11 protein-coding genes are annotated in these 12962 nt (G+C 44.0%); 10 read left to right on the top strand and 1 reads right to left on the bottom strand.

The features are described from left to right. The first annotated feature begins 25 nt into the window (after positions 1–25). From AB5618_RS04155 to AB5618_RS04125, 7 genes are all read left to right on the top strand, one after another. Positions 26–916, top strand: coding sequence for a ribokinase (locus AB5618_RS04155; RefSeq protein WP_118582024.1), 891 nt, complete (start codon positions 26–28; stop codon positions 914–916). 428 nt (positions 917–1344) lie between these two features. Then, the gene (locus AB5618_RS04150; RefSeq protein ID WP_118582021.1) at positions 1345–2328 is read left to right on the top strand and encodes a D-ribose ABC transporter substrate-binding protein; all 984 of its coding nucleotides are present in this window, start codon (positions 1345–1347) and stop codon (positions 2326–2328) included. Between the two features lie 173 nt (positions 2329–2501). After that, positions 2502–3089, top strand: a complete 588-nt coding sequence (locus AB5618_RS04145; protein ID WP_173718359.1) for a DUF2291 family protein — start codon at positions 2502–2504, stop codon at positions 3087–3089. Positions 3090–3103: 14 nt separating this feature from the next. After that, a complete protein-coding gene (locus tag AB5618_RS04140) occupies positions 3104–4642 on the top strand; it encodes a sugar ABC transporter ATP-binding protein (RefSeq protein WP_148463203.1) in 1539 nt (512 codons plus the stop codon). Between the two features lie 19 nt (positions 4643–4661). Next, positions 4662–5708 carry an ABC transporter permease gene (locus tag AB5618_RS04135; protein ID WP_118582012.1) on the top strand — a complete coding sequence of 349 codons (1047 nt, stop codon included), beginning with the start codon at positions 4662–4664 and terminating at the stop codon, positions 5706–5708. Positions 5709–5835: 127 nt separating this feature from the next. Then, positions 5836–6237: a D-ribose pyranase gene (gene rbsD, locus AB5618_RS04130; RefSeq protein WP_173716076.1), complete on the top strand. Its 402-nt coding sequence runs from the start codon at positions 5836–5838 to the stop codon at positions 6235–6237. A 105-nt stretch (positions 6238–6342) separates the two neighbouring features. Further along, on the top strand, positions 6343–7341 hold the full coding sequence (locus tag AB5618_RS04125; protein ID WP_173716077.1) for a LacI family DNA-binding transcriptional regulator: 999 nt from the start codon (positions 6343–6345) through the stop codon (positions 7339–7341). Between the two features lie 229 nt (positions 7342–7570). Here AB5618_RS04125 and thrH read toward each other — a convergent pair whose 3' ends face one another. Continuing rightward, positions 7571–8176, bottom strand: coding sequence for a bifunctional phosphoserine phosphatase/homoserine phosphotransferase ThrH (gene thrH / locus AB5618_RS04120; protein ID WP_195982947.1), 606 nt, complete (start codon positions 8174–8176; stop codon positions 7571–7573). 530 nt (positions 8177–8706) lie between these two features. Here thrH and AB5618_RS04115 point away from each other — a divergent pair. The 3 genes from AB5618_RS04115 (at position 8707) to AB5618_RS04105 (ending at position 12936) form a co-directional block, all read left to right on the top strand. Next, the gene (locus AB5618_RS04115) at positions 8707–10389 is read left to right on the top strand and encodes a phospho-sugar mutase (protein ID WP_195982948.1); all 1683 of its coding nucleotides are present in this window, start codon (positions 8707–8709) and stop codon (positions 10387–10389) included. A gap of 186 nt (positions 10390–10575) precedes the next feature. Next, entirely contained in the window at positions 10576–10785 is a 210-nt protein-coding gene (locus AB5618_RS04110) for a hypothetical protein (RefSeq protein ID WP_118581997.1), read from the top strand. 648 nt (positions 10786–11433) lie between these two features. After that, the gene (locus tag AB5618_RS04105) at positions 11434–12936 is read left to right on the top strand and encodes a DUF4186 family protein (RefSeq protein WP_330637340.1); all 1503 of its coding nucleotides are present in this window, start codon (positions 11434–11436) and stop codon (positions 12934–12936) included. The last annotated feature ends 26 nt before the right edge of the window (positions 12937–12962 follow it).

Here is a 12962-nt window from a genome sequence, read left to right as displayed (position 1 = left end):
GAACAAACAAATTGGAGGTTTTTACATGAAAGTACTAAATTACGGTTCATTAAACGTAGACTACGTGTATTCCGTAGATCACATCATTGTAGGCGGTGAAACCCAGCATTCTTCCAAGCTGGAAGTTTTCAGCGGGGGAAAAGGCTTGAACCAGTCTATTGCACTGGCGAAGGCTGGGGTGCCGGTTTATCATGCGGGAATCGTGGGAACAGATGGAGATATTCTGTTGGATGCTTGTAAGGAAGCTGGTGTAAACACTAAATATATCCGCAGACTTCCGGTAAAGGGTGGTCATACCATGATCCAGGTGGACAAAAATGCCCAGAACTGCATCATTTTATACGGTGGAACCAACCAGATGCAGACAAAGGAATTTGTAGATGAGGTTCTTGCTGATTTTGGAGAAGGAGACTATCTGATCCTGCAGAATGAGATCAATATGCTGGACTACATTATTGACCAGGCTTATGAGAAAAAGATGAAGATTGTTATGAACCCGTCACCCTTTGATGACAAGCTGAGTACCTGTGATCTCAGTAAGGTTTATCTGTTTCTCGTAAACGAAATTGAAGGTGAACAGATCACTGGCTGCAAGGATAAAGATCAGATCCTGGATGCCATGGCTGCGAAATTTCCTAATGCACGTTTCGTGCTTACACTTGGAAGTGACGGCGCTGTTTATTACGATGGAAAAGAAAAAGTTTTCCAGGACATTTTCAAGGTAAAAGCTGTGGATACCACAGCGGCCGGTGATACATTTACAGGATATTTCATTGCAGCAGTTATCGAGGGCAGATCCATCCAGGAGGCGCTGAGAATGGCTGCAAAGGCCTCCTCCATTGCTGTTTCAAGACCAGGCGCTACACCGTCCATTCCGAGAGCGGATGAAGTGAAGAAAGAGCTGGGAATGTTGTAGATTTCAAATTACATAAGCGTGTATCTGTGTGTGGCAGTCACCAAAGTCCATGTTTGCATGAGACCTTGGTGACTGCCTTATTTTTGCAGAGAACAGGTCTTATTCACCAGAGCTGTTGCCTGGCTCTGGATAGTCTTGGCAACCGTCTCCATAACGCGCAAAATTTATATTATGTTTTACATACTGCTTATAAATGTTTATATAAACGTTTACATAAATGCACTAATGGATGGTTGGGAATACATAGATTTTATAGTAAAAACTTACTAAAATCACAACAAAAACCTTGTGCATTCATACAAAATAACACATAAAACTAAAAAGATTATTGAAATATTTATGCAAACGTTTATAATCAAATTATCAACAGTTCGGAGAGAAAACCGAACAAAAACAGATCTTAATTATATTTCAAGGAGGACGTATTTATGAAAGCAAGAAAAGCAATGGCATTGGCTATGACAGCAGCGATGGTTGGAGGTTTAATGACAGTTCCGGTAATGGCTGAAGAGAATGCAGAATTACTTCCAGGCGGCGGAAGCAAGATCATTTACTGTATCACACCTTCCACATCTAACCCATTCTTCAACACAGAGCAGGTAATTGCGAAAGAAAAAGCTGAAGAACTTGGATACGAAGTAAAATGTGCTTCCCACGATGACGACGCTGCTACACAGCTTGAGCTTTTCGAAGCAGCTATCAACGATGGCGCAGCAGCAATCATTTGCGATAACGCTGGTGCAGATGCTTCCATCGAAGCAGTTCAGAAAGCATATGACGCTGGAATCCCGACTTTCCTTATCGACCGTGAGATCAACCAGTCCGGACTTGCAGTAGCACAGATCGTTGCAGATAACGCACAGGGTGCAGCAGCAATCGCAGAAGTATGGGTTGAGGCTATGAACTACGAAGGCAAATACGCAGAGCTCCTTGGACTTGAATCCGATACAAACTGCCAGGTTCGTTCTGATAACTACCATTCTGTAATTGATGAGTATGAGGATCTTGAGATGGTAGCTCAGCAGTCCGCTAACTGGGATCAGACAGAAGCTTATGAAAAGACAGAAGCAATCCTTCAGTCCAATCCAGAGATCACCGGTATTATCTGCGGTAATGACACAATGGCATGTGGTGCTGTTCAGGCTTGTCTGGATGCAGGACGTAACGACATTAAGATCATCGGTCTTGACGGATCTGACGAAGCAAACGCTTACATCAAATCTGGTGACATGGTTGGTACCGCTCTTCAGCAGATCGCTCTGATCACTGAGATGGCAGTTGAGCAGGCAGACGCTTACCTTAACGGTACAGCTCCGGAAGAAGAGAAACAGCTTGTTCCTTGTGTAGCAATCACAGCTGACAACACAGATTGCCTGAACGCATTTGTTTACACAGAACCAGAAGCTAAATAATCTGGTTGCCAGGAAACAGATTTTTATAAAAAATGAACGAGTGTTTGAAAAATTATTCGCACAATCTGCATGCCCCGCTTTGTGGTATATTTTGCAGAAAGTCTTTTTAAACACGCTTTGGAAGGCGGTGCGCCAGCGCCGCCTTTTATAATAGAAAGCAGGGAGAGATGATTATGAAAAGCAGAAGAATTTTGGCAGTTCTGGCCGCATGTACAGCAGTAACCTTTACCGGCTGTGGTGTTGTAACTGTAGTACCCATTGGCGAAGAAGCTTCTTATACAGGAAAACAGGAATTTGATTCCGCAGCAGAGTCCCAGGGTGACTGGGGAGCCGTTGTAGCGGACATTTCCGACAAGGCACAGGATCTTTCTGAATTATTAAATGGTGATGGCATTACAGAAACAATTGCAGTAAAAGGCACAGGAAAAATCAAAGAATACAATACAGACACCCCGAAACATTATCTGATAGTAGAACTGGATGGATATACCGGAACTACAGAGGTTCAGGTCCGGACAGATGGACCGAACTCCAGTACCGCCATCCGTGACCTTCAGTCTCTGAAGAATTTTGAAAGCTTTACCAACCAGACGGAATGGTCAAGCTATGGAAAAGAACTGAACAAGCAGGCGCTTGCACAGGTAATTGACCCACTTGGAATCGACGAAAATGTAGTTGGCAAGACTGTTACATTTACAGGCGGCGCAGAAGCCGGTACAGATGCAGTATCTGTTACAGCAGTTGAGCTGACGATTGAATAAAAGGAGGAAGCATTATGTTTGATGATCCGAATGTTGTTCTCCATTGTGAAAAAATTGATAAAATTTATCCCGGAACCAAAGCTCTGGATCAGGTTTCCTTCGATCTTCTGAAAGGAAAGGTAAACGTTCTGATCGGTGAGAACGGTGCCGGAAAATCCACCCTGATGAAGATGATCGCCGGAATCGAGCAGCCTTCAGCAGGTAAGATGTACATGGACGGCCAGGAGGTTTACTTCAAGGATACCAATGCAGCCCGTGCAAAAGGTATCGGAATCATCCACCAGGAACTTTCTCTTTTCCCGAATATGACAGTTTACCAGAATATTTTTATGGGACATGAGAAAAAGAAAGGCTTTTTCCTGGATGACAAGGCCCATTCAGAGGGTGCGAAAAAAATCCTGCAGCGTCTGGAACATGAAATTCCACCGGAAACCATGGTCGGAGATCTTCGTGTAGGACAGCAGCAGATGGTGGAAATTGCACGAAACCTGAACCAGGATGACTTACGTGTCCTGATCATGGATGAGCCTACGTCTTCTCTTTCTGCCGCAGAGGTTAAGGTACTTTTCAAGATTATGAGAGAGCTTCTGGAAGCCGGAATTTCCATTGTATATATTTCCCATCGTCTGGAAGAAATCATGGAGATTGGCGATCACGTTACCATTCTTCGTGATGGAAAATACGTTGCAGATGCTGATGTAAAGGACATTGAGCTCAGCTGGATCGTAGAGAATATGGTTGGAAAGAACACCCAGTATCACCGGTTTGAGAGAAGCATTGACCTTTCCAAACAGCCGAAGGTGCTGGAAATTAAGGATATGTGCCTTCCGAAAAAAGGCGGCGGCTGGACTCTTGACCATGTAAGCCTGGATCTGAAAAAAGGCGAGGTCCTTGGTGTTTACGGACTTCTGGGAGCTGGACGAAGCGAGCTGTTTGAGTGCCTGATGGGACTTCATCCGGAGCACACCGGTGATGTACTCTATGAGGGCAAAAAGCTAAATATCAAAGATGTTGCCGCCCAGATCAAAAACGGTTTTGCTCTTGTACCTGAGGATCGTCAGAGCCAGGGTCTGATCCAGACTCTTGACATCGGCAAGAATACCGCTATTTCTTCTATGAAAGATTATGTAAAAGGTCTGTTCCTTGACGAGAAAGCAGAGAATGCGGCAGTTGACGAGCAGATCAAGGATATCCATATTAAAGTGGCGGACAAGAGACTTCCAATCCTGTCACTGTCCGGTGGAAACCAGCAGAAGGTTGTAATCGGCAAAGGACTTTTGACCAAGCCGAAGATCTTACTTCTGGATGAGCCTTCCCGTGGTATTGATATCGGTGCGAAGACTGAGGTCTTTGAGATCATTCACGACCTTGCGGAAAAAGGACTTTCCATTATCGTTATCTCATCTGAGCTGAAAGAGATCATGGCAATCGCAGACAGGATCGTTGTATTGTCAAATGGCAAAAAGACCGGCGAGTTGACCGGAGATGAGATCACAGAAGACACACTTGTACGTACATCTTATGCCGGACTTGGAACCGGAAGAAATGCGTAAGCCGGGGAGGAGCAGAACAATGAATAACAAAAAATCAAATAATAATCAGTTGTTAATGACACTGTTAAAAGGACGTACCTTTATTGTACTGGTACTCCTGGTCATCTTTTTTACCATTGTAAAAGGAACCACATTCCTGTCAGCATCTACACTGACCATGGTTGCCAAGCACGTAGCCCTGTATGGAATCCTTGCACTTGGTATGACCTTTGTAATCATTACCGGCGGTATTGACCTTTCCGTTGGTTCTGTAGTCGGACTTGTTGGTATGCTTGCCGGTGGCATGATCCAGGAAGGTATTACACTGAAATTTGCAGGTGTAACCCTTTACTTCAGCGTTCCGGTAATCATTATTACCATGCTGGTTGTTGGATGCATCATCGGTGCAGTTAACGGTCTTATTGTAACAAAATTAGGTGTAGCACCATTTATCGCTACCCTTGGTACCATGTACATCTGCCGTGGTTTTGCGAACCTTCGTTCCAACGGTGCAACATTCTCTGATATCAAGGGCTATGACGGACTTGGCAACACAGGCTTCAAGATCCTTGGAAGCAATATTGCCGGCATTCCTACCGGTGTTTATATTTTCGCAGTGCTTGCAATTATTTCCGTTATCATCCTGAAGAAGCTTCCATTTGGATGGTATGTACTTGCAGTCGGCGGTAACGAGAAATCTGCCCGTCTTTCCGGTATCAAAGCAGACAAGATCAAAATTATCGTTTACATGATCTCCGGCTTCTGTGCAGCATGGGTTGGTATGATCAACACCGCACAGCTTTCCGCAGCACATCCTGCATCTGGTGATGGCTGGGAAATGAACGCCATCGCAGCTACCGTACTTGGTGGTACTTCCATGAGCGGTGGTTCCGGAACCATTATCGGAACTGTAGTCGGTGCATTTGTTATCGGTGTTATCAATGATGGTATGACAATGTGTGGTGTATCCGAGTTCTGGCAGAAGGTTATCCGTGGTCTGGTTATCATCCTTGCAGTCGTAATTGACCAGACACAGAGAAATCTTCAGGCGAAGATGGCACTTCAGGCAAGAAACGAGAACAAATAATCGAAGCGTGTTACTGGTCATGGAGTGAACAGTAACCAAAACCTTTCTTAATGTTAAAATAATTTGAAAAGTTGAAAAAAATCCGAAAAAGATTTATAGTAATAATCAGAGATGCAGGAGGAATAGCATGAAAAAATCAGGGATTTTAAATGCCCAGCTGATCCGTTGTATCGCAGAGCTGGGACATAAAGATCTGTTTATGATCGGTGATGCAGGAATGCCCATTCCAAAGGGCGTGGAGATTGTAGACCTGGTTGTATGCGGAGGGGTTCCCACCTTTAAACAGGTGATGGATGCAGTGCTGGCGGAGACAGAAGTGGAAGCCTACACCATTGCAAATGAGATTGAGGAAAAAAATCCGGAGCTTCTTGCATATATTCAGCAGAGCCTTCCTGAGGCAGAGGAGAGCAGAATTGACCACGTAGATCTGAAAAAGATGTCTGCACAGTGCAAATTTGCAATCCGTACAGGTGAGTTTACACCTTATCCGAACATAATTTTAAGAGCGGGAGTTGCGTTCCCGGCATAAAATGATCAGAGAAGACGCTGCGAATAACAGGTGATAGCTTGTTTTTTGCAACGTCTTTTTTTCGCAGATGTATGGCATTATTTTACCGACAGAGGAGGAACTAAAATGAAAGTGAGTGTGAGAAAAATCAGTGAGATCACAGGATTTTCTCCGGCAACTGTTTCAAATGCACTAAACTACAAAAAAGGCGTGAATGCTGAGACATCTGCGAAGATTTTTAAAGTGGCGCAGGATCTTGGGTATTTTGAGGAAAATCATATCCGCAAAATAAAATTTGTCATGTTTAAGCGGGATGGTGCTGTGGTTGAGGATTCTCCCTTTTTTATCCAGCTGATTTCCGGGGTGGAACAGGAATGCCGCGCCTGTGGAATGGAAATGCAGATGTGCAATCTGGATAAAAGAGATCCTGGATATCAGGAACAGGCGAAGTGGATCATGAATGACAAGGCGTCGGCCGTGATCCTTCTGGGAACAGAGATGGTGGATGCGGATATTGACCTGATCCGCGGGATGACCTGTCCGTTTATTGTGATTGATTACTGGAAAGAGGATATGAGCTTTGATGCCATGCTGATCAATAATGCAGATTCAGCGCGTATGGCTACAGAGTATCTCATTGCCAATGGGCATAAAGAGATTGGTTATCTGCGGGGAGATTTCAGGATCAAACCTTTCCGGTCTCGTTTTGCAGGATATCAGACAGCGCTGCAAAAGGCGGGACTTCCCCTGAATAAGGACTATATTTTTACAATGGCAACTACCATCGACGGTGCTTACGAGAATATGAAGCGGTATTTATCTGAGAAGGTGAAGCTGCCTACAGCATTCTTCGCAGACAACGATATGATCGCCCTGGGAGCTATGAAGGCCATGGCAGAGTTTGGAATCCGGATCCCGGAGGACATATCTATTGTGGGATTTGACGACCTTACTTTTTCCTCAATTTCGTATCCGCCTCTGACCACACTCCGGGTGCCGAAGCAGGAGATGGGAAGAGCCGTTGTAAGGCGGTTGCGGAATATTCTGAAAGATAATGACGGGATTAAGATCAAGATGCAGATGTGTACGCAGTTTATTGAGAGGGAAAGCGTGAAGAAGATATAAGAGGTACACAGTTGGGCAACTGATATTCCACGCAGGTCGGTGCCGCGCTCCGGTGAACTAACGGTCAACTCTGGCTAAGACGTTCGGGAAAGCCCTCACGCCTAAGTCTATGCAGGTTGTGGATTTTACCTTCGCTAAGAGCGCACCTGAAATGACATGCTTAGGAATAGCAGTTGCCCAACTGCTGTGTATTGGCGGAAACTGGATGGAATCCAAGTTTTACTTTACATTAATTTTTAATTGCCTTCATAATTGCGTCATACAGCTCGTCATATGTTTCATAAGCCGGAATCTCCGGATATTCAGCCTTGATAGCATCCGTGCTCTTGAACAGGAATCCTGCTTTACTTGCCTGGATCATGCCAAGGTCGTTGTGGCTGTCACCGCTGGCAATGGTGTCGTAGCCGATGGACTGCAGGGCTTTCACAGTGGTGTATTTGGACTTTTCGCAGCGCATTTTAAAATCAGTAATTTCGCCATTTTCGCCCACTACCAGTGTGTTGCAGAAGATGGTAGGATAGCCCAGCTTTTTCATAAGAGGACCTGCGAACTGGGAAAAGGTGTCACTGAGGATGATAACTTGAGTCTGTGCTCTTAATTTGTCCAGAAATTCCCTGGCGCCTGGAAGCGGGTCGATCCTGGCGATGGTCTCCTGGATTTCTTTCAGACCAAGACCATGCTCTTTCAGAATGTTCAGGCGGTATTTCATTAATTTATCGTAATCAGGCTCGTCTCTTGTGGTTCGTTTCAGCTCCGGAATGCCGGTTTCTTCGGCAAATGCGATCCAGATCTCCGGGACAAGCACACCTTCTAAGTCTAGGCAGACAATTTCCATAATCTCCTCCGTTCTGCAGCTGTAAAGATTGCTGCAATTGAATTTTATAGTGTTTTTCAAATCTCAATGTCAGATAAAGGGAAAGCAGTTAGGATGGTTGCTTTCACACACTATCTTATTATAGCGTAAAAAAGCCGGGAACGCTATACCTAAATTGATAATGTGAGAATGGAATGTTCCCTGTGGTTACTGTTCACTCCGTGACCAGTAACTCGCTTCGCGATGCACAGAAAAACGAACCTTCTTGTGACAAGCACAAGAAGTAGCGTTTGCTGCGCAAACTTAATTCTCGGGTTTTCTGTGAACTTTGTTCACAAAAAACACCTCGCGGAATGTTACCAGTGACCAGTAACTCACTGTGAACTGCGGCTGAAATATATAATTGTCGGAAATTAGTGGAAAACAGAGAAAAAATGTCTGGTAGAAATTTGTCGCTTATATTGCCGTTCCGTGAAAAATGTGGTATATTATTAATATCTGTAGTAATATTAGACAAAATAAACAGAATAATAATGGCAGGAGTGGTTAAAATGTATAACGAAGAGTACAAGCGCTGGATGGCAGCGGATCTCGAGGATGCAGATCTGAAACCAGAATTATCTAAGATTGAAGGAAACGATGAAGAAATTAAAGATCGTTTTGCAGTAGCTCTGAAATTTGGTACAGCAGGACTCCGTGGAGTTCTTGGAGCAGGTACCAACCGTATGAATATCTATGTAGTGCGTCAGGCTACACAGGGGCTTGCTAACTGGGTGAAGACTCAGGGCGGCACTCAGACCGTTGCAATCAGCTACGACAGCCGTCTGAAGAGTGATATATTTGCGAAAACAGCAGCAGGAGTTCTGGCTGCCAATGACATTAAGGTCAGAATTTATGATGCATTAATGCCTGTACCGGCCCTTTCCTTTGCGACACGCTACTATGAGTGCAATGCGGGTATTATGGTTACCGCATCTCATAACCCTGCTAAATATAATGGATACAAGGCTTACGGCCCGGATGGCTGCCAGATGACAGATGATGCTGCGGCTATCGTTTATGATGAGATCCAGAAGACAGACGTTCTGACTGGTGCGAAATATATGTCCTTTGCAGAGGGCGTTGAGGAAGGTTTGATCCGCTTTGTTGGTGACGACTGCAAACGTGCTCTTTACGATGCAATCGAGTCACGCCAGGTTCGTCCGGGTCTTTGCAAGACAGCAGGACTGAAGCTGGTTTACAGCCCGCTGAATGGTTCCGGACTTGTGCCGGTAACCCAGATCCTGAAGGATATCGGAATCACAGATGTAACGATTGTTCCGGAACAGGAATACCCGAACGGCTATTTTACCACATGCAGCTACCCGAATCCGGAGATTTTCGCAGCTCTGGAGCAGGGACTGAAGCTTGCCAAGGAGACAGGAGCAGATCTTATGCTTGCTACTGACCCGGATGCAGACCGTGTTGGTATTGCCATGAAATGCCCGGACGGTTCCTATGAGCTGGTAAGTGGTAATGAAGTGGGAGTTCTTCTTCTTGACTATATTGCAGCTGGTCGTATCGAGAAAGGCACAATGCCGAAGAACCCGGTTGCAGTGAAATCTATTGTTTCCACACCTCTTGCAGACGCAGTTGCAGAGCACTACGGTGTAGAGCTTAGAAGCGTACTTACCGGATTTAAGTGGATCGGCGACCAGATCGCACAGCTTGAGGCTGCTGGTGAAGTGGACCGTTTCATTTTCGGATTTGAAGAGAGCTACGGATACCTTGCAGGACCGTATGTACGTGATAAGGATGCCATTATTGGATCCATGCTGATCTGCGAGATGGCTGCATACTACAGAAGCATTGGAAGCTCCCTGAAGCAGAGACTTGAGGAGATTTACGCACAGTATGGCCGTTACCTAAACAAGGTTGACAGCTTTGAATTCCCGGGACTCAGCGGAATGGATACTATGGCAGGAATCATGCAGAAATTTCGTGACAACCCGCCGGCAGACATTGCAGGCTACAAGGTAGTGAAGGTTACCGATTATAAGAAGCCTGAGGAGACCGGTCTTCCAGCAGCAAATGTTCTCATTTACAAACTGGAGAATAACGAGACAGTAGTTGTTCGTCCATCCGGAACAGAGCCGAAGATTAAGATTTATTACACTACACTGGGTAAAGATCTTGCAGAGGCAGAAGCTGAAAAAGAGAAGCTGGCTAAGGCATTGGAGCCGATGATGGCTTAAGGCTTAAGCGAAGTATATAATCGTATAGTGAATAATCGCCCCTTGCGGAATGATTCCACAGGGGGCTTTTTGCGCTGTTTGTAAATTTTTTCTTTATTTGAAGTGAAAATCCCCATTAAGTCGTTGATTACAGTAAAGGGCAGACCATATTGTATAATGCCTGAAAAGAAAACGAGGTGACAATTTATGCTGACGCTGTTATTTATCATTTTAATGTTTGGTATATTTGGCAAAATGATCGGACTTGCCTTCCGCGCAACCTGGGGAATTACGAAAATCTTTTTTCGTCTGATATTCCTTCCCCTTGTCCTGATCGGATTAGTTCTGGGAGGTCTGATCTACATAGCACTTCCCCTTCTTGTGATAGTTGGGATTATCATGCTGGTATTGATGTAATATATTGATAGAATAAAAAATAGATGAAAATACAATCGAAAATATGTTCACTTTGCCGGATGACAAAAAGCGACAGATATGGTAGTATAGATACATCAACGAAAGAGAAATACGAAAAACACTTAAGAAATCTGAGATACGAAAGAAAGCCATAAAGCACAAAAGAATCTAAAAATACAAAAGAACCTAAAAGTACGAAAGAACTTAGAAGTACGAAAGAACTTAGAAGTACAAAAGAACTTAGAAGTACGAAAGTTCTGTGTTTCACCAAAGATTTGTAAATTACTAAAGATTCATAAGCTGCTAAAGATCAACCAAAATACCTAAGATCAATAAGAAAACGAAAGATTTTCGAAACACATCCGATAAAATTATAACAAGACACATCAGAAAAATGGCTGGGAACTAGTTTCCCAGCCATAAATCATAACAATGTCGAATTAATCCCGTTTGAAGAATAATGTTACTGTTAACTGGTAATATTCCGCGAGGTGTTTTTATGAATAAAGTTCACAGAAAACCCGAGAATAATTTATCCTGTTCAGGCTAAATTGGAAATTTATAGCCCTTTGTAATAAAATAATGTATACTGAAAGAACATCTTAAACAAAAGTTACAGAGAAAATAAAAGTATTAGGAAGTTATAAAATGAACAGGCAGCAGGCAATGAAGCTTCTTGGCATTACCCAGGAAGATGATGAAAGGGAAATTAAGCGAAAATATCATAAAATAATCAGCCGTTTTCATCCGGACTCATTGAATGAAGTAGGGGAAGCCCATATTCAGCGCGCACAGGAGATAAATGAAGCGTACCGGATACTGAGCCAGAGCGATAGCCGGGAAATGCAGAACGTATATGGAACGGAAGTTTATGGAACAGAGGCTCATGGCACAGACAATCATAAATCTGGGAAGAGGGAACAGCATCAGGAATGGTCTGGTGAATGGAACGAGGCTGCTTTTATACCAAGGAATATTTATCTGCATTATAGTATGAATCTTTCTGAAGAAGAACGAAAGGAAGCCCAGGGGAAACTGTATTATCAGGTTGCCTGTGGAAAATATATGTGGGATCCAGAGGAAGAGGATTTCGCGCTTTTTCTTACCAGTATTCGTCATGTAGCCGCAGCCCTCCTTGAGAGAACGGAGAATGCCGTAAACGCAGAAGACTTATCTTCTGTACCAGATTTGAAGGAATACCGTTTTCGCATCCAGGCGAAGCTGTTTGAATATCTTTCTATGCAATATGTGAACCCATTGCTGGTTCTGGATTCCCTGATGAAACCAGAGAGCACAGATAGAAAAGGTCAGAAAATTTATCGGGTTAAAGCATTTCTGGCGGCAGAAGCCGCATCCCCGGAAGGCAGGCTTATAGCAAGTTTGCAGTCTGGCGAATATCTGTTTCCAAGAGCTTTCCATGGGAATCAGATTCAGCTTATGAATAAAGACAAACAGGCATTGGGGTATCTTCATATGGAAGATGACCGGCTGTATTTTTGCATTATTCCTCTTCTGAAGAGGCATGCAGCGCAGGTGAAATTTCTGGTGCAGGAAGAAGGCGGTGGAACAAATGAAAAAAATGAAGGAATTAATAATACGACGAATAGTAGTAACTTCAGAAATAGCGGCAGAGGAATAAAGCGTGGAAACAATAAGCTGAAAGTTAATATAGATTTCTATTTTCGTTTAGAGGATGAGAACTATACGTATAATAGTTCAGAGCTTAATTTGAAAATTGCAGAAATATTGAATGGATATGAGAAGTATTTGCGAAAATATGATCCGGAACAGGACCAGTTTTGTAATCTGTTTGCCCGCCTGTCCCGCTCGAATTTTCGCAGTCGTTTTCATCTGAAGGACAAGGATATACAGTATATCCGGGAGAAAGGAATGGATACCATCCGCAGTCATGCCTCAGATTTTGTGCGAATACGTCTGGCTCCGGCTCAGATTCCCAATGATGGCAAACAGACTCCAATGCGCGGGCACCCTGTATTCCTGGCTCAGCATGCTACTGGCTGCTGCTGTCGGGGATGCTTGTATAAGTGGCATAGAATTCCAGCAGGAGTGCGGCTCACAGAAGAGCAGCAGGAATACATAGTAGATGTGTTGATGGCATGGATTGAGAGAGAATATAACAGAAATGCATAGGGCTATGAAGTTGGTTTTATATATAC

This window comes from Ruminococcus sp. J1101004sp1_RTP21198st1_B9_RTP21198_201120 (assembly GCF_040924245.1).
GTDB classification, from domain to species: domain Bacteria; phylum Bacillota; class Clostridia; order Lachnospirales; family Lachnospiraceae; genus Blautia_A; species Blautia_A faecis.
This window is presented reverse-complemented; position numbering and strand designations above follow the sequence as displayed.

Excerpts from the sequence above, each read along its gene's own strand:
- AB5618_RS04155 (WP_118582024.1), top strand. The coding sequence starts at position 26 with ATGAAAGTACTAAATTACGGTTCATTAAACGTAGACTACGTGTATTCC.
- AB5618_RS04150 (WP_118582021.1), top strand. The coding sequence starts at position 1,345 with ATGAAAGCAAGAAAAGCAATGGCATTGGCTATGACAGCAGCGATGGTT.
- AB5618_RS04145 (WP_173718359.1), top strand. The coding sequence starts at position 2,502 with ATGAAAAGCAGAAGAATTTTGGCAGTTCTGGCCGCATGTACAGCAGTA.
- AB5618_RS04140 (WP_148463203.1), top strand. The coding sequence starts at position 3,104 with ATGTTTGATGATCCGAATGTTGTTCTCCATTGTGAAAAAATTGATAAA.
- AB5618_RS04135 (WP_118582012.1), top strand. The coding sequence starts at position 4,662 with ATGAATAACAAAAAATCAAATAATAATCAGTTGTTAATGACACTGTTA.
- rbsD (WP_173716076.1), top strand. The coding sequence starts at position 5,836 with ATGAAAAAATCAGGGATTTTAAATGCCCAGCTGATCCGTTGTATCGCA.
- AB5618_RS04125 (WP_173716077.1), top strand. The coding sequence starts at position 6,343 with ATGAAAGTGAGTGTGAGAAAAATCAGTGAGATCACAGGATTTTCTCCG.
- thrH (WP_195982947.1), bottom strand. The coding sequence starts at position 8,176 with ATGGAAATTGTCTGCCTAGACTTAGAAGGTGTGCTTGTCCCGGAGATC.
- AB5618_RS04115 (WP_195982948.1), top strand. The coding sequence starts at position 8,707 with ATGTATAACGAAGAGTACAAGCGCTGGATGGCAGCGGATCTCGAGGAT.
- AB5618_RS04110 (WP_118581997.1), top strand. The coding sequence starts at position 10,576 with ATGCTGACGCTGTTATTTATCATTTTAATGTTTGGTATATTTGGCAAA.
- AB5618_RS04105 (WP_330637340.1), top strand. The coding sequence starts at position 11,434 with ATGAACAGGCAGCAGGCAATGAAGCTTCTTGGCATTACCCAGGAAGAT.